This is a genomic window from Pedobacter mendelii (assembly GCF_014635725.1).
GTDB classification, from domain to species: domain Bacteria; phylum Bacteroidota; class Bacteroidia; order Sphingobacteriales; family Sphingobacteriaceae; genus Pedobacter; species Pedobacter mendelii.
The window spans coordinates 267,586-283,496 of sequence record NZ_BMDJ01000005.1 but is presented as its reverse complement, the minus strand read 5'-3'; the positions used below and the strand labels follow the sequence as shown (position 1 = coordinate 283,496).

Below are 15,911 nucleotides of genomic sequence, written 5' to 3'. Positions count from 1 at the left end.
GATTTATTTACGATAATTTATTCCAATCGGCATGGAATACGCCTTCCTGATCAATGCGTTCGAAAGTGTGCGCACCAAAGAAATCTCTTTGCGCCTGAATTAAGTTCGATGGCATGCGACCTGTGGTAATGGTATCAAAATAGGTTAGGGTAGAAGCAAAAGCTGGTATTCCTAAGCCAGCATTTACACATGCTGAAACTGTTTTGCGTATGCCACTTAATGTGCTTGTAATAATTTTTTGAATGCCTGAATCTCCGAAAAGATGCTCAAGACTATTATTTTTTTCGTAAGCTTGATAAATATCTTCCAAAAATTTAGCTCTGATAATACAGCCACCACGCCATATTTTGGCAATTTCCTGCAATTTTAAATCATATTGATATTCTTTTGAAGCCTGAACCAATAAATGCATTCCTTGTGCATAAGCACTTATCATGGAGAAATAAAATGCATTTTCTAATTCTTCAATTGTAACCTCAATTTTAGTATCTTTTTTACCGAATGCATCTTCAAGGGAAACCCTTAATTGCTTAAATTTTGATAAATCTCGGTTAGAAACAGCTTCATTAATTGTTGGAATTGGTAATTGTAATTCCATAGAAACTTCTGAAGTCCATTTTCCAGTTCCTTTAGAGCGAGCTTCATCTTTAATCTGGTCTAATAAATCAATATTTGTATCACCATCTTTAAAAACAAAAATCTCTGTGGTAATTTCTAAAAGGAAAGATTGCAGTTTGCCATCATTCCATTTTTTAAATACTTTGTAAATATCATCATTAGAATAACCAAGTCCATTTTTAAGGATTCCATAAACTTCAGCAATAAGTTCCATAATGGCATATTCAATACCATTATGTACCATTTTAACGAAGTGGCCTGAAGCACCAGGACCAATATAAGTTACGCAAGGATCGTTATTAACCTTTGCGGCAATTGCATCAAAAATATCTTTTACAACATTGTATGCCTGTTTATCGCCACCAGGCATCATACTTGGGCCAAATCGTGCACCTTCTTCGCCACCCGAAATTCCCATTCCAAAGAAGTGTAAACCATCTTTTTCTAACTCATCAACTCTACGATTTGTATCTGTAAAATGTGAATTTCCACTATCGATTATAATATCACCTTTGCTTAAAAGCGGCTTCAATTCGGCAATAACGCTATCAACAATAGGACCTGCAGGGACTAACATTACTAAAGTTCTCGGGGTTGCAAGGCTGTTAATAAAATCATTTATATTATCAAAACCTTTAAGATTATGATTTTTGCCTTCTTCTTCGAGCTTTGCAATCATTTTATGATCTTTATCATAACCTGTTACTGAAAAGCCTTTATCAGCCATGTTTAATAAAAGGTTGCGACCCATTGTGCCTAAACCAATCATCCCCAATTTATATTGATTCGAATCGTTATTTGCCATTTTTTGTTTTTTAATGTACATCCAAAATTAGGATTTACAAATTAATATATCACTGTAGGGTGTTAAATCATTGTAATAAAATGCCAATGATAAGTCTATTTTTTTGGTTTAATGGTTGTTATGTTGTTCCCATCAGATAGTTTCCAAAGTTTTGCACCACCTTTAATTCCATCTCTGTTCGAAACCACTTTAATGTTATCTTCCAATTTAAAATCAATTTGTTTTGAATTTCCGCCACCAATATATAAGGTGTCGTAATTAAATACTGTTTTATAAATTTCAATAACTTTCTTTAAACGCTTATTCCAGCGTTCAGAACCAATTTTTTCATAGGTCTTATTGCCAATGTAGTCATCGTAATCTTCCTCTTTACTAATAGGGAAGTGTGCTAGTTCTAAATGTGGAAGTAAAACGCCATCAAATAAAAGTGCTGTTCCGAAACCTGTACCAACGGTGAATACAATTTCAAAGCCTTTACCCGCTACAACACCCAAGCCTTGTTGGTCTGCATCATTTACCAAACGAACAGATTTATCTAAAGCATCAGCAATACGTTGGCCTAAATCAATATCTTCCCATTTATTTTTAGCAAGATTTGGTGCGGTCTTAACTATACCATTTTTAACATAACCTGGAAATCCTACCGAAACTCTATCATAAGTTAGCGGAAAAGGCTTTATCAACTCAACAATTCCTGAAACAATATCTTTTGGTGTTGCACCTTCTGGCGTTTTTAACTTTAAATATTCAGATAGCATGTTACCATCTTCATCTAAAAGAACCGTCTTAATACTAGTACCGCCAATATCTATTGATAAAACATTGGTATTTTCAGCTTGTTTCTTTGTTGCCATAATTATACTTTTTAAAGGATCGAAGTTCTACAAATAAATTAAAACAACAAACACAAAATGAATATGGAAGTAATAAATGTGTAATAATTTAAACTATATAATCTATGTATTTAATAGAATATTTTTAAATTTGCCCCGCTATCCTAATAAAATTTGCTATGACTGATATAAATTACCTTGCATTTGCTATTCCTGCTTTTTTCCTTTTCGTATTTGTAGAGTATAAATTTGCACAGAATAGAAATAGATCAGATGTATTTAAATATGAAAGCTCTATTGCTAATTTTAGTGTAGGAATTGCCGAAAGATTGCTGAATTTATTCATAGCAGCAAGTTTCTATCAAGTTTACAATTGGGTTTATCAAAATTATGCTTTGTTTGATATCCCCAATAAATGGTATATATGGCTATTGTTACTACTTACTACCGATTTTGTATGGTACTGGTACCATAGATTAGGACATGAGATTAATTTTCTTTGGGCTGCTCATATTGTACATCATCAAAGTGAAGAATTTAATCTATCGGCAGCTGCCAGAATTACAACTATACAAGCGGTTTTTAGAAACGTGTTTTGGTGTGCATTACCATTACTTGGTTTTCATCCAAATATGATAATTACGATTCTACTTGTTCATGGTGCATATTCTTTCTTTACACATACGCAATTGATTGGAAAAATAGGTTGGCTAGAGCATGTGTTTATTACACCTTCGCTTCATGGTGTTCATCATGCCTCTGATGATAAATATCTTGATAAAAACTATGGTGATGTTTTTGTTTTTTGGGATAAAATTTTTGGCACTTTTCAAAGCGAAGAAGAGGCTCCAAAATACGGTTTAACTCATCCTATTAAAAGTTATAGTTTCTTATGGCAGCATTTTCATTATTATTTGGAAATAAGAGAGGCTTACAAAAGAGCGAACACAATCAAAGATAAATGGAATGCATTGTTTGGTAGCCCTGCTTTGATGAATCAAAATATCCGCCCTGAATTAGAAAAGAAATATTTTCAAGAAAAAGGCCATACTAGTGAAATTAAATTTAAAGGATATCTAAATTTTCAGTTTGTGTTGGTGGTTGCAATATTAACATTTATTACTATGTTTTTTACCTCAATTTCGAATGGTACTAGTATTGCAATTACTATTTTTCTTCTATTAACATTGATAAATATTGGAGCTTTATTGGAGCAACGTAAATGGATTTACTACCTAGAATGCTTCAGACTAATTCTAGTTTTTGGTTATATTTTTTATGAATTTAATATTTTAGAATTTTTAATCATCCCCGTATTGCTTTTAATCTTTTTGGAAAGAGCATTTTCATTAAGTGATTTATACTTAAAATACGTTTTAAAGCACCACAATATTAACAGTTAATGTTTCTTTACCTTTCGGTTTGATATGAATGTATTATTGTTACATAAGCATACTCAAATCGTATTTATATTTTTTAATTTGTGGTAACAACATTATTACTGCAAAATAAATCCATTAATAAAATTCCTTTATACCATTATAATGTGCCTTAAGGGCATACTATATATGCTTTTGAGTAAAATTTGCTTCAATTTTGTTTAATCAATATCCCAAACTAATCAATCAGTGTATTGACTGATTTAAATTGTTTTTACTTTCGATTTGTTTTGCTAATTTTATTTAACGAAATATTAAACAATATAAAAATAATAAATCGAAATCATGTTTGCCTTGCTTTCATAATTTTAACGATTAGTTAATATAGATTTAATATGGACAGAGTTATTTTGCCGGTATTCCGGAACAAAATAAAATTTAACTATTTCCTATAATACTAACCGGATATAAACAACTATGAATAAAATTTCTACCCAACAGAAATTCGGATTTCAGTGCGTGTGGCCAGTAAATGAAAACAACCCTGATAATCATCGAAAGAAAATTAAAAATTTAATTCCCACTGTTAATTGGATTAAGGTTTTTGTAATGATATTTTTGGCTTTACCATTATATGCTAAAAATGCATTCGCTCAGCAACCTGCTCAAAGCATTACTGTAAAAGGAACGGTTTTAGACGAAGATGACAACCAACCTTTAATCGGAATAACAATTACTGATATTAATAAAAAAATATTAGGTGTAACCAACAACGATGGTAACTACTCAATTTCTGTACCGAAGGGTACTACTGTTGTTTTTAATATGCTAGGATACACCGCCATTAGTAGAGTTTTTGATAAAAGTGAGAACAATATCGCTATCCGTTTAAAATCTTCTTCAAGCCAATTAAACGATGTGGTAGTTACGGCTTTAGGTATTAAGCGTGAAGAAAAATCATTAGGTTATGCCACTACCAAAGTAGATAGTAGTGCATTTACAAATGCAGTATCTAGCAACTGGACTGATGCACTATCGGGAAAAGTAGCCGGTTTAAATTTAGTTCGCAATAGCGGGCCGGCTGCTTCTAATAAAATTATTTTACGTGGTGAGAATAACCTAACAGGCGATAACGAAGCATTAATCGTAATTGATGGGGTAGTAGCCAGTAGTTCTGCCCGTCGTACAGCAGGGGCTTCAGGTGGGGTTTATGGTACTTCAGGAGATATTTTGCCTACAGATTTTGGTTCTGCATTAAACGACTTAAGTCCTGATGATATAGAAAGTGTGACCGTACTAAAAGGCCCTGGTGCATCAGCACTTTATGGTCAGCGGGGTGCAAATGGTGCAGTTATCATCACTACAAAATCAGGAAGCAAAACCAGCAAGAAATTAAATATAACATTCACATCAAATAGTACCTGGGAGGAAATAAGCAGAGGGCCAGCTGTGCAAAATCAATATGGTCAAGGTCAGTTTGGTGTTTCATATTTCTCTTACGGAACAACTGAAGATGGACCAAGTACAAACGGAACAAGTGCAAGCTGGGGTGCTCCATTTAGCAATGGTGGTATGTTTTATCAATACGACCCGGTTACCAAAACAAGAGGTTTAACCAGAACACCATGGATGGCTTATGAAAACCCGGTTGATGCATTTTTTAAAACCGGTTTTGAATCCTCTAACTCGATTAGTTTAGATGGAGCTTACAAAAAAGTTGCAATGCGCTTTTCTGCAAGTCACGGCAATAACGATTGGATTGTTCCAAATACAGGTTTAGAAAGAACATCAGCTTCATTTTCTGCCAATGCAGATGTTACCAAGAAATTAAATATTGCCTTTAAAGCAACATATAATAATAGGTTTAGCGATAATTTACCTGCAACAGGTTACGGCAATCAATCTTTAATGTATTGGTTCATGTTTGCTCAACCCAATGTTAATACAGATTGGTACCGAGATTATTGGGCACCAGGATTAGTAAACAGGCAGTTTGTGAACATTACTACAACGAATCCTGAAAGTCCGTATGCCATTTCAGAGCAATACCTAAATAAGCAACGCAGAAATGGTGTTCTAAGTAGTTTACAAGCCAATTATAAGTTTACTGATGAGCTTAGCTTGCTGGTTCGTGGATCGATAGATTACAATCACGATATTCGTGAAACGCAGCGTCCATGGGATGCTGCCGGAAATAAATTTGCCCAAGGTTCTTACCGCATTCAGGATATTAATTCTTACGAAGTAAATGCTGATTTCTTATTGCGTTATGATAAAAAAATAACCGAATCTTTCAGAATGACTGCCAATGTTGGTGGTAGCCAAATGCGCAATCAATACAGTAAATCAGAACTTCGTGCTGATGGATTGGTAGTGCCTGCTGTTTATAGCTTAACCAATAATGCTAGTCCTTTAGTTTCTGTACCAGATACAGCTCGGTATAGAATTAATAGTTTCTACACTGCAATTTCATTTAGCTTTAAAAATTATTTATACCTTGATTTAACCGGTAGACAGGATTGGAGCAGTACTTTGGCTACACCATTTAGAACGGATAATGTTGGCTTTTTCTATCCATCGGCAAGTGCTTCATTTATTCTTTCAGATTTTTGGAAATTGCCATCTCAAATCAGTTTCTTAAAATTAAGGGCTTCGGTTTCGCAAGTTGGTAGCGGTGGTACAACACCTTATCGTACGGCTTACAATTATAATTTGGCTTCAAATGGGATTTATCCAGATAGTGCAATGTCTAATCCAACGGTATTACCAAACCCAAATTTAAAACCACTTAAAACGACAACTATAGAGGTTGGAACGGAATTACGTTTATTTAAAAACCGTTTAAATTTTGATTTCGCTGCATATTTAGGTAACACGAAAAATCAAATTTTAAGCCGTATTGTAGATAGAGCAACAGGTTACAATGTTGCTGTATTTAACGTGGGTAAAGTAGAAAACAGAGGTATAGAGTTGGCCGTAAATGGAACACCAATACAAGCCGGAAAATTTAAATGGGAATTAACAGGAACATTCTCTGCTAACCGAAATAAAATTGTTGAGTTGGCCGATAGTTCTGTAGTATTAAGAACAGGTGCTTTAGGTGGTGGCCAAATTGTGGCAAATGTTGGTGGTAGCATGGGCGATTTATATGGAAATGGATATTTGCGTTCACCAGATGGTCAGATTGTTTATGATGCAGTTACAGGTAATGCCAAAACATCAACAAGTCTGGTTTACTTGGGTAACACTATGCCTAAATTCAGATTTAGTTTCGGTACCACATTAACTTATGGACGGGTTAGCATAAATGGATTGTTCGATGCTCAACTTGGTGCTGTGGCGCATTCGTTAACGTTCTCTAGAATGGCTTCCTTAGGTAAGCTTGATTTGACATTACCTGGCCGATACAATGGCGTTATAGGTGATGGTGTTGTTCAAAATACCAATGGAACTTACCGCCCAAATGATGTGGTTGCTACAAATCTAGAAAGCTTTTACACATCGCTTTATGGTTCAGACCAAGCAGAAGGAAGTGTTTTTCGTACAGATTATTTAAAGTTTAGAGAAGCTAACGTAACCTTTGCATTCGGACAAAATTTTTTAAAGCGAATTGGTTTTACAAAAGTAACCATTGGTGCTTATGGGCGTAATTTATTTATATGGTCGCCTTGGCCGGCCTTCGATCCAGAATTCGGTACTTTATCAGGATCTGATATTGTGCAGGGTTTTGAAACCGGGCAGTTACCATCTACCAGAACTTATGGTGTACGTTTAGTTGTGGGGTTATAAAAGAGTAAAATATGAAAACGATAAAGAAAATAACCAACTATATATTATTAGCAGTTGTGAGCGTTTCGACATTCTCCTGCAAAAAAGATTTTAATGAAGTAAATACCGATCCAATAGGTAAATCTTCTGTTAATGCTAGTCAGCTTTTGGCACCAGCTTTAGTTAATGTATTAAGTGCAAACTTAGTTCGAAACCGAAATTTCAATAATGAGTTGATGCAGGTAACTGTTGATATTAGCGATTCGGAAGGAAAAGTTTTTAGATACGATTTAAGACGAAACTTGGCAGATTACACCTGGAATGCATGGTACCCGGAATTAACTAATTTCCGTGATATTTATACGATAGCCAATAAACCAGAATCATTAAATGCATCATACAAAGGCATTTCACTAATTGCACAGGCTTGGATATTCCAATTGCTTACCGATGTTTATGGAGATGTACCTTACACTCAGGCCAATCAAGGAAAAGATGGTGTTTACGAGCCGGTATTTGATAAGCAAAAAGATATTTATCTGGATTTGTTTACCAAACTTGAGGAAGCAAATAAGTTATTAGCCGAAGGAAAATCTATAGTTGTAAGCAGCGACCCAGTTTATCAAGGTGATATTAGTAAGTGGCGTAGATTTGGCAATTCATTATATTTAAGATTGTTAATGCGTATTTCAGGCAAAGCCGATGTTAGTACTCAGGTTATTGCAAAAATTAAAGAAATAGCTGATACCAATAAGGCAACTTATCCTATAATGGAAAACAATACCCATACCGCTAAAATATTGTGGAATGGTACAAATAGCAGTACAGCTGTGTATTCTTCACCATTTATGATAAGTGTAAGGGCTGTTGATTTTAGGACACCTGCTATAACAAGTTTCTTTCTTGGTAACCTGGCAAATTGGGCTGATCCTCGTGTTAATACAACTTTCGGGGTTAATGGGGTAAGTAGATTTGGAATTGCACCTGGGCCAGCCGGATTAATTGGTGTACCAAGTGGCTACGATGCGGGAACTTCTATAACCAAACAATCTTATTTTTATTCAGATGCGCAAAATGCCGGCATTACTTTGCAAACGGATCCTAACACCGGCATAATAATGAACTGTGCGGAGGTAGATTTCATTTTAGCAGAAGCAGCAGCTAAAGGATGGATTACAGGTACTGGCGAAAGTTATTATTTAAAAGGAATTGCTGATGCCATCAATTATTGGTTGCCAACAAGATTTACCTCTGTATCAGATCCTGCTTTAGCGAGTTATGTTGTTGCAGCAGATATTAACTGGAATAACAATCTCCCTTTAGAAAATACTACGAATAATGCTGCAAGTAAAATGCAATTAATCCATTTGCAAAAATATTACGCTATGTTCTTAGTCGATTTACAGCAGTGGATTGAATATCGTAGAACGGGTCATCCTTTTCTACCGAAAGGAACCGGCTTGGCAAATGGTGGCAGAATGCCTGCTCGTTTAAATTACCCTTTAGTTACACAATCAACCAACCCAACTAGTTATAAAAATGCTGTTGCCTCACAAGGTGCAGATGATATTAACACATTAGTTTGGTGGCAAAAACCTTAATCATATCTAAAAATAATATGAAAAAGATACTTATTTATACCAGTGCGCTGATTTTATTTTGCAGCATTTGGTTAGGATGTAAACGCGAATCTGATTATGTTAAAGTATCAGTAAGCCCTTACATTTCCAATTTCGATTTGCGTAAGCTTTTTAAAAACGCCGATTTATCTCTTAATACCGAAAATCTAGGTGGTGCCGATTTTATTAAAGGTGTCGTAATTTCTAATTACACTGGTAGTAATACACCTGCAGGTTTATTGATAATTCAAAATAGTCGTATTGCTGGTAGCGGAATTGATTCGTTACGAGGAATAGCAATTAATATTGGTTCTGAGGCTTCAAAATACATTCCTGGTGATTCTGTACATGTAAAAGTTTCGGGTTCTACATTAACGAGAATTAGTGGAATTTTGCAAATAACAGGCGTTTCTCCAACTAATATAGAGAAGAAAGCAACTGGAAGAAATATAATAATCAGAGCTGTTAACACTGCTTCATTAACCAGCAGACCGCAATTTTACGAAAGTACATTGATTACTATTAGCAAAGGAAATGTAGATCCGGTTCCAGCAACGGGTGAAAAAGTAGTCGGTAACAAAACTATAAATGATGGTTTTGGTTCCGCTATTGTGCATACAGAAGCAGGTGCCACTTTTGCCAATCAAGATTTGACCCAATTTGCAGATTTTACCGGAATTGTTTTTACAACAGCAACTGGACCGCAGGTTTGGCCACGAACCTTTGATGATATTTTTCCGCTGGCAGTAATTAAGCCTTCGGCCTTAGTAATTACAGGTTACTTAACCGATCCAACTGGTGCTGACAATAATTATGAATACATCCAGTTTAAAGCGACAAGGGATATTGATTTTGCTGCAACTCCTTATTCGATTGTTACTTGTAATAACGCAGGTATTTTAGCTGCGCCAGCAACTGGCTGGGCTTTAGGTGGCGTTAGAACCTACAAAATAAACATTACTTCTGGTACGGTGAGAAAAGGTCAGTTCTGTTATGTTGGCGGTACTAAAAACATTTGGGGTGCTGGGTCGACGAATATTAGTTCTGCGGTTTGGATAAGTAGTACACAATATTCAAATGTAAATAGTGTCGATTTTGGTACTGCAACTGCTAATTTATTAGCAAATAGTGGAAATGTAGCTGGTGTTGCCGTATTTGAAGGTATTAAGGTAGATGGTAATAGTGTTCCATTAGATGTAATTATGTATGGTGGTAATGGCGCCGTTTATTCTGCAGGGCCTCCAGAAGCGGGATATAGAATTACAAATACTGATAAATATAGCACCATTCAAAATCGGAAAACTGTAGCATTTTATGGTGCAGGCACCAATACAAGCAAATTCGGATTTCCAAGTACAACAGGCATGTTTACCATCCTTGGTGGTGTTTACGATGCTAAAACAGGATTATGGAGTACAGGCAGAGTAGCTCAATTTATTACGCTAACGCCAACTTCTCCGCTATCAGTTATTGAAACGCCAGCAGGTTTTACAACAATAGTTAATTAAATTACAACATATGTTATTTTAAGCTTGTCGAATAAACTCGACAAGCTTATTATTTAATCAATTCAAATCATCCTTCAGCCAAAAAAATGAATAGAAGATCATTTATTCAAAAATCAACTTTACTAGGAACAACACTTTTCGTAAGTTTAAAATCGTTTTCGTTTACCAGCCTGTTAGATAATAAAGTTTCTGGCAAAATAACCAGTAAAGGAAAAGGAGTTGCTAATGTTGTAGTCTCTGATGGTTATAATGTCGTTCAAACGGATAAATCAGGAAATTATATCATTGAAATAAATCCGCTAGCCAAGTTTGTATGGATTAGCACGCCTTCGGGTTTTGAGTTTAAAACCGAAAGTCATATAGCTAAACACTATGAAAGTGCAATTGGTAAAACTAATTTGAATTTCGAATTAATGGCTTTGAAGCAAAATGATAATCGGCATAATTTTATCATTTGGGCAGATCCTCAGGTAAAAAATAAAAAGGATGTAGTCCAAATGATGGAAACCTCAGTTCCTGATACCATTAAAATGATTAAATCGATGGATCCAAAAATTCCTGTGCATGGAATTACAGTTGGTGATATAGTTTGGGATAACCACGAATTGTTTACAGATTATAACACAGCTGTTGCTAAAATGTCTATCCCTTTTTTCCAGGCTCTGGGAAATCACGATATGGATTACAGAATGGGTGGTGATGAGACATCAGACAAAACTTTCCAGGAACACTATGGTCCAACATATTATTCATTTAATCGTGGAAAAGCACATTATGTGGTTTTAGATGATGTTCGATATTTAGGTACCGAAAGAAATTATGACGGATTTATTTCACAGACTCAATTAGATTGGTTAGCAAAAGATTTAAAATTTGTAGCAAAAGATGGTTTGCTTATCATCAATCTTCACATTCCGGTACATAACGCTGTAAAAAACAATACAGATTTTTATGCTATTTTAAATGGGTTTTCGAATGTTCACATCATGTCTGGCCATACGCATTACAACAGAAATGTAATTACTGATAATATATTTGAACATAATCATGGTGCAGTATGCGGTGCCTGGTGGACTGGCCCAATCTGCGAAGATGGAACTCCACGTGGTTATGGCGTTTATGAGGTAAATGGAACTGAATTGAAGTGGTTCTATCAGCCAACTGGATTATCTAAAAAGGAACAAATTCATATTTATGTTGATGAATTGACTAACCAAAAAAGGCTAATTGCTAATGTTTGGAACTGGGATCCAATGTGGAAAATAGAATATTTTCTGGATGGTAAAGCCATGGGGATTTTAGAGCAGCAAAAAGGTTACGATCCCTTATCAGTAAGTTTATATAAGGGTGATACCTTGCCGACGGGAAGAACATTTCCGGAGCCAAGTAAAACTGATCATCTATTTGTTGCACATTTCGAACCATCAACTAAAAAGGTAAAAGTTGTAGCAACTGATAGATTTGGTGAAAAATTTGAGGCTAATTTTACTGCTTAAATTAAAAAATAAATTATGAAGATTTCAAAATACTTAGTTGTGATTTTTATGACTGCAATTACATTTCACGCAAATGCTCAGGTTGCAAAATTCCCAGCTTTTAGTGCCGAAGCTCATCGCGGTGGGAGAGGTTTATGGCCGGAAAACACCATCTTAGCTATGCAAAACGCCATGAAAATTGATGGCATTACAACGCTTGAAATGGATACGCATATTACTAAAGATGGTAAAGTTGTGGTAACCCACGATGATTATTTAAGTCCGGGTTTTATGCTTACGCCGGATGGAAAAGAAATTCCTGCCACAGATTCCAAAAAATATCCAATTTTCCAAATGGATTATAAGGATGTAAAAGCTTTTGATTTAGGTACAAAACCATTAGAAGGATTTCCCCATCAGCAGAAAATTAAAACCCATATTTCATTACTTGAAGATTTAATTGATGCCGTTCAAAAGGATATTAAAGTTAATAAAACAAAACAATTCTTTTATAATATTGAAACTAAATGCGATGCAAAAGGTGATGGAATAGTAAATCCTGAACCTGCTATTTTTGTTAAATTGTTGATGGATATCATCGAAAAGAAAAAGATAATGCCCTATGTTGTTATCCAATCTTTCGACAAAAGGACTATTCAAATCATACATGAGAAATATCCAAATGTAAAAACTTCATTTTTGGTGGCAAACAAGAAAACTTACGAAGAAAACATTGCTGATTTAGGTTATAAGCCTTTTATTTTAAGTCCGGTTTGGCAAATGGTTAATGAAGAATTAATTAAAAAAGCACATTCAGATAATGTAAAAGTTATCCCATGGACAGCAAATAAGTTAGAAGATATGAATGCTTTGAGAGCATTAGGCGTAGATGGTATTATTTCTGATTATCCTGATATACTGGTTCAATCAAAATAATTATCTTTAACTAAAATATAAGATATGAAGCCTTTTCTTAACAAAATCTTCTTACTAACCTGCTTAACTGTATCGCTAAGTTTATCCAATACTAATGCTCAAATTGTAAAGTGGGATAGTACTTATCGACCTGCTAAATATGTTGAGCAAGTTGAAAAATTTAAGGCTGACCCAAAATCGAAGAAAGATTTCATATTTTTAGGCAATAGCATTACTGCAGGCACCGATTGGGCTAAACTTTTAAATTTACCTCAGGCAAAAAACAGAGGTATTTCTGGTGATATAACCTTCGGTGTTTTAGAAAGATTACAGGAGGTTATTGATAGGAAACCGGATAAAGTCTTTATTTTAATTGGTATAAATGATGTCTCAAGAAATATCCCTGATAGCATAATTTTGCGTAATTATAAATTAATGATCAGCAGGATTAATCAAGGGTCGAAAAAAACACATATCTATTTCACCACGCTTTTACCTGTTAACAGCACCTTTGAAAAATTTAAAAACCATTATGGTAAGGATAATCACATCCTTTGGTTAAATGATGAAATCAGAAAGTTCGAATCGAAAAAAGTAACTGTTGTAGACTTATATCCAGTTTTCGTTGATGATAACAAACGTTTAAAAGCCGAACTCACTAAAGATGGTTTGCACCTCATCCCACAAGGTTATAAAGTTTGGGCCGAATATCTTAAGGCAAATGATTATTTAAAGTGATAGAAATTTGCCAGCTTGTTTAACACTTTCCTTATTTATAATTTCCATTTGAGGGATATTTCCTAGGTATTTTACTTTAGAATATTGTAGAATATAGCTTTGCGTTTCATGATTTTCATCGCCATTAAAAATTATACCTTTGATTTTAATTTGATATTGTTGAAGTAGATTAATTGAAAGTAATGTGTGGTTTATGCTTCCTAAATAATTTTGAGAAGCTAGAATTACTTCAATATTAAAATCTTTTATCAAATCTATCAAAAGTTGCTTTTCATTTAAAGGAACCATCAAGCCTCCGGCACCTTCAATAATCAGATTATTTTCGGTAGCAGGTATTTTGATTTGGTTAAGGTTGATTTCTACATTATCTAACTTTGCTGATAAATGGGGTGATAAAGGATTTGTTAAGCGATAGCTTTCCGGATGAATAAATGTTTTCTTATTGCTAATTAAATTTTTTATCGTAAGGCTATCGCTAACGTCTAAGTCACCAGATTGAATTGGCTTCCAGTAATCGGCATTAAGTTTTTCAGTAAGCACTGCACTAACTAAAGTTTTGCCAATTCCCGTTCCAATTCCTGCAACAAAATATTTAGCCATTTTTCTGTATATTTTTTAAATTTTTAACTAGTAATATAATTTCTTCATCAGTATTGTAGCTGTGAAGGCATATTCTCAAACGCTCTTTTCCTACGGAGACTGTTGGACTTAAAATTGCCCTTACATCAAATCCATTCAACTGCAATAAAGAAGCAGCATTTTTAGTTTCTACATTCGATGAAAATAAAACACCCTGAATGGCACTTTTGCTATCTAAGGCTGTAATGTCATTTTGTTTAACTAAACTTCTGAAAAGTTCAATCTTATTTAATATTGTTGATGGATTTATTTTGCCTATTAGTAGGTATGCACACTTTACTGAGATGATGTTATGAATAGGAGCTGCGGTTGTGTAAATAAATGAACGAGCAAAATTTATTAAATAGTGGCGAAGGTTTTTACTGCCCAAAATAATGGCTCCATGAGTACCAAGCGCTTTACCAAAAGTTATAATTCTTGCAAAAACCTTCTTTTCTAAATTAAGTTGGTTAACCAAACCCTTGCCATGTTCTCCAAAAATACCCGTTGCATGAGCTTCATCAATTATCAGCGCAGCATTATATTTTTCACATAACAATGAAATTTCAGATAAAGGTGCTAAATCACCATCCATAGAATATACACTTTCTACCACAACAAAAGTGTTTCCTTTGGATATTTTTAGTTTATTTTCTAAATCTTGTAAATTGTTGTGAAGAAATTTATATCTAGTTGCATAACTTAACCTGCAGCCATCAATTAAACTTGCATGGATCAGTTCATCTGTAATAATTGTATCACCACGCTGCGGCATGCTTGAAAGTAAACCAACGTTGGCATCATATCCTGAATTAAAAATCAACCCACTTTCAGCCTTATGAAAATCGGCAATGTATTGTTCAGTTTCTTCTATATAAGTAGTATTGCCACTTAATAAACGCGAGCCACCAGAGCCATTTTTATAATCATTTACTTGGTAAAGATAATCTTCAATAAGCTTTTTAAGCTCTACCGAAAGAGCAAAACCTAAATAATCATTTGAACAAAAATCAACAGGAGGGAAGCATGTACTTAAGTTTCGTATAGAAAGATCTTGTTTTCTTGCCTTCAGCTTATCTGTAATAAATTGTTCTACATTATTCATTAAGCCAAAAATAAAGAAAGCGTCCCAATAATTGGAACGCTTTCTAAATATTTCAAATAATTTAAGTTTAACCCTGTGCCGGCGGGTTAGAAACTACTGGAGCTTTATCTTGTTTGCCTCTTCCCATGCCTTTTCTCATTTTGCCACCTTTTTCTTTAGCTTCTGCTCTAAATGCATCCAGCTTGCTTTTTTGGTCGGTGGTTAAAATTTTATCAAGGTCGGCTTTACTTTTTTCTAAATCTGCTTTTCTATCTTTCATCTTTCCTTTTATTGCAGCTCTATCTTCTGTACGAAAAGCATCCATCTTTTTAGCTTTATCCAATTCTATTGCATAAATTTTTTGCTTCTGATCCGCAGTTAAGTTTAATTTTTTTTCCATCATGCCTGTTGTTTTTTCAGCTCTTTGTTCTGCTGTAAGTTTAGGCATTTGTCTTTTTGCTCTCTTAGTAGAATCTTGTGCAAATACTGCAGTAAAACCCATTACTGCAATTGCCATTGTTAAAATTAGTTTTTTCATCTTATGTATGTGT

12 protein-coding genes are annotated in these 15,911 nt (G+C 34.4%); 7 read left to right on the top strand and 5 right to left on the bottom strand.

Features of this window, described 5'->3' with window-relative positions; translation table 11 throughout:
- Positions 1–7: 7 nt before the first annotated feature.
- Both gnd and IEV50_RS11295 read right to left on the bottom strand, forming a co-directional pair.
- Positions 8–1,423, bottom strand: a complete 1,416-nt coding sequence (gene gnd / locus IEV50_RS11300; RefSeq protein ID WP_188414222.1) for an NADP-dependent phosphogluconate dehydrogenase — start codon at positions 1,421–1,423, stop codon at positions 8–10.
- A 95-nt stretch (positions 1,424–1,518) separates the two neighbouring features.
- Positions 1,519–2,277 (bottom strand): ROK family protein, encoded by a 759-nt coding sequence (locus IEV50_RS11295; RefSeq protein WP_188414220.1) that lies wholly within the window; start codon positions 2,275–2,277, stop codon positions 1,519–1,521.
- A gap of 158 nt (positions 2,278–2,435) precedes the next feature.
- Between IEV50_RS11295 and IEV50_RS11290 the strand changes: the two genes are divergently transcribed.
- The 7 genes from IEV50_RS11290 to IEV50_RS11260 all read left to right on the top strand — a co-directional run bounded on the left by IEV50_RS11290 (position 2,436) and on the right by IEV50_RS11260 (position 13,658).
- Positions 2,436–3,659, top strand: a complete 1,224-nt coding sequence (locus IEV50_RS11290) for a sterol desaturase family protein (protein WP_188414218.1) — start codon at positions 2,436–2,438, stop codon at positions 3,657–3,659.
- Positions 3,660–4,112: 453 nt separating this feature from the next.
- Positions 4,113–7,424, top strand: a complete 3,312-nt coding sequence (locus IEV50_RS11285; RefSeq protein WP_229746706.1) for a SusC/RagA family TonB-linked outer membrane protein — start codon at positions 4,113–4,115, stop codon at positions 7,422–7,424.
- Between the two features lie 11 nt (positions 7,425–7,435).
- Positions 7,436–9,004 carry a SusD/RagB family nutrient-binding outer membrane lipoprotein gene (locus IEV50_RS11280; RefSeq protein ID WP_188414216.1) on the top strand — a complete coding sequence of 523 codons (1,569 nt, stop codon included), beginning with the start codon at positions 7,436–7,438 and terminating at the stop codon, positions 9,002–9,004.
- 17 nt (positions 9,005–9,021) lie between these two features.
- On the top strand, positions 9,022–10,530 hold the full coding sequence (locus IEV50_RS11275) for a DUF5689 domain-containing protein (protein WP_188414214.1): 1,509 nt from the start codon (positions 9,022–9,024) through the stop codon (positions 10,528–10,530).
- An 86-nt stretch (positions 10,531–10,616) separates the two neighbouring features.
- Positions 10,617–12,026 carry a calcineurin-like phosphoesterase C-terminal domain-containing protein gene (locus IEV50_RS11270; protein WP_188414212.1) on the top strand — a complete coding sequence of 470 codons (1,410 nt, stop codon included), beginning with the start codon at positions 10,617–10,619 and terminating at the stop codon, positions 12,024–12,026.
- Positions 12,027–12,041: 15 nt separating this feature from the next.
- Positions 12,042–12,941 (top strand): glycerophosphodiester phosphodiesterase family protein, encoded by a 900-nt coding sequence (locus IEV50_RS11265; protein WP_188414211.1) that lies wholly within the window; start codon positions 12,042–12,044, stop codon positions 12,939–12,941.
- Positions 12,942–12,965: 24 nt separating this feature from the next.
- The gene (locus tag IEV50_RS11260; protein WP_188414208.1) at positions 12,966–13,658 is read left to right on the top strand and encodes a GDSL-type esterase/lipase family protein; all 693 of its coding nucleotides are present in this window, start codon (positions 12,966–12,968) and stop codon (positions 13,656–13,658) included.
- Here IEV50_RS11260 and bioD read toward each other — a convergent pair.
- The 3 genes from bioD to IEV50_RS11245 all read right to left on the bottom strand — a co-directional run bounded on the left by bioD (position 13,650) and on the right by IEV50_RS11245 (position 15,898).
- Complete coding sequence (bioD, locus tag IEV50_RS11255) at positions 13,650–14,258, bottom strand: dethiobiotin synthase (protein ID WP_188414206.1); 609 nt, start codon at positions 14,256–14,258, stop codon at positions 13,650–13,652. The two genes, IEV50_RS11260 and bioD, sit on opposite strands and share 9 nt — an antisense overlap.
- The gene (locus IEV50_RS11250) at positions 14,251–15,381 is read right to left on the bottom strand and encodes an aminotransferase class I/II-fold pyridoxal phosphate-dependent enzyme (RefSeq protein WP_188414204.1); all 1,131 of its coding nucleotides are present in this window, start codon (positions 15,379–15,381) and stop codon (positions 14,251–14,253) included. Before IEV50_RS11250 ends, bioD begins: the two co-directional genes overlap by 8 nt.
- A 67-nt stretch (positions 15,382–15,448) precedes the next feature.
- On the bottom strand, positions 15,449–15,898 hold the full coding sequence (locus tag IEV50_RS11245; RefSeq protein ID WP_188414202.1) for a DUF4890 domain-containing protein: 450 nt from the start codon (positions 15,896–15,898) through the stop codon (positions 15,449–15,451).
- Positions 15,899–15,911 lie beyond the last annotated feature (13 nt).

Bases quoted from the DNA above. Each gene is read 5' to 3' on its own strand.
- IEV50_RS11285 (WP_229746706.1), top strand. From the start codon at position 4,113: ATGAATAAAATTTCTACCCAACAGAAATTCGGATTTCAGTGCGTGTGG.
- IEV50_RS11290 (WP_188414218.1), top strand. From the start codon at position 2,436: ATGACTGATATAAATTACCTTGCATTTGCTATTCCTGCTTTTTTCCTT.
- IEV50_RS11295 (WP_188414220.1), bottom strand. From the start codon at position 2,277: ATGGCAACAAAGAAACAAGCTGAAAATACCAATGTTTTATCAATAGAT.
- IEV50_RS11275 (WP_188414214.1), top strand. From the start codon at position 9,022: ATGAAAAAGATACTTATTTATACCAGTGCGCTGATTTTATTTTGCAGC.
- gnd (WP_188414222.1), bottom strand. From the start codon at position 1,423: ATGGCAAATAACGATTCGAATCAATATAAATTGGGGATGATTGGTTTA.
- IEV50_RS11250 (WP_188414204.1), bottom strand. From the start codon at position 15,381: ATGAATAATGTAGAACAATTTATTACAGATAAGCTGAAGGCAAGAAAA.
- IEV50_RS11260 (WP_188414208.1), top strand. From the start codon at position 12,966: ATGAAGCCTTTTCTTAACAAAATCTTCTTACTAACCTGCTTAACTGTA.
- IEV50_RS11265 (WP_188414211.1), top strand. From the start codon at position 12,042: ATGAAGATTTCAAAATACTTAGTTGTGATTTTTATGACTGCAATTACA.
- bioD (WP_188414206.1), bottom strand. From the start codon at position 14,258: ATGGCTAAATATTTTGTTGCAGGAATTGGAACGGGAATTGGCAAAACT.
- IEV50_RS11280 (WP_188414216.1), top strand. From the start codon at position 7,436: ATGAAAACGATAAAGAAAATAACCAACTATATATTATTAGCAGTTGTG.
- IEV50_RS11245 (WP_188414202.1), bottom strand. From the start codon at position 15,898: ATGAAAAAACTAATTTTAACAATGGCAATTGCAGTAATGGGTTTTACT.
- IEV50_RS11270 (WP_188414212.1), top strand. From the start codon at position 10,617: ATGAATAGAAGATCATTTATTCAAAAATCAACTTTACTAGGAACAACA.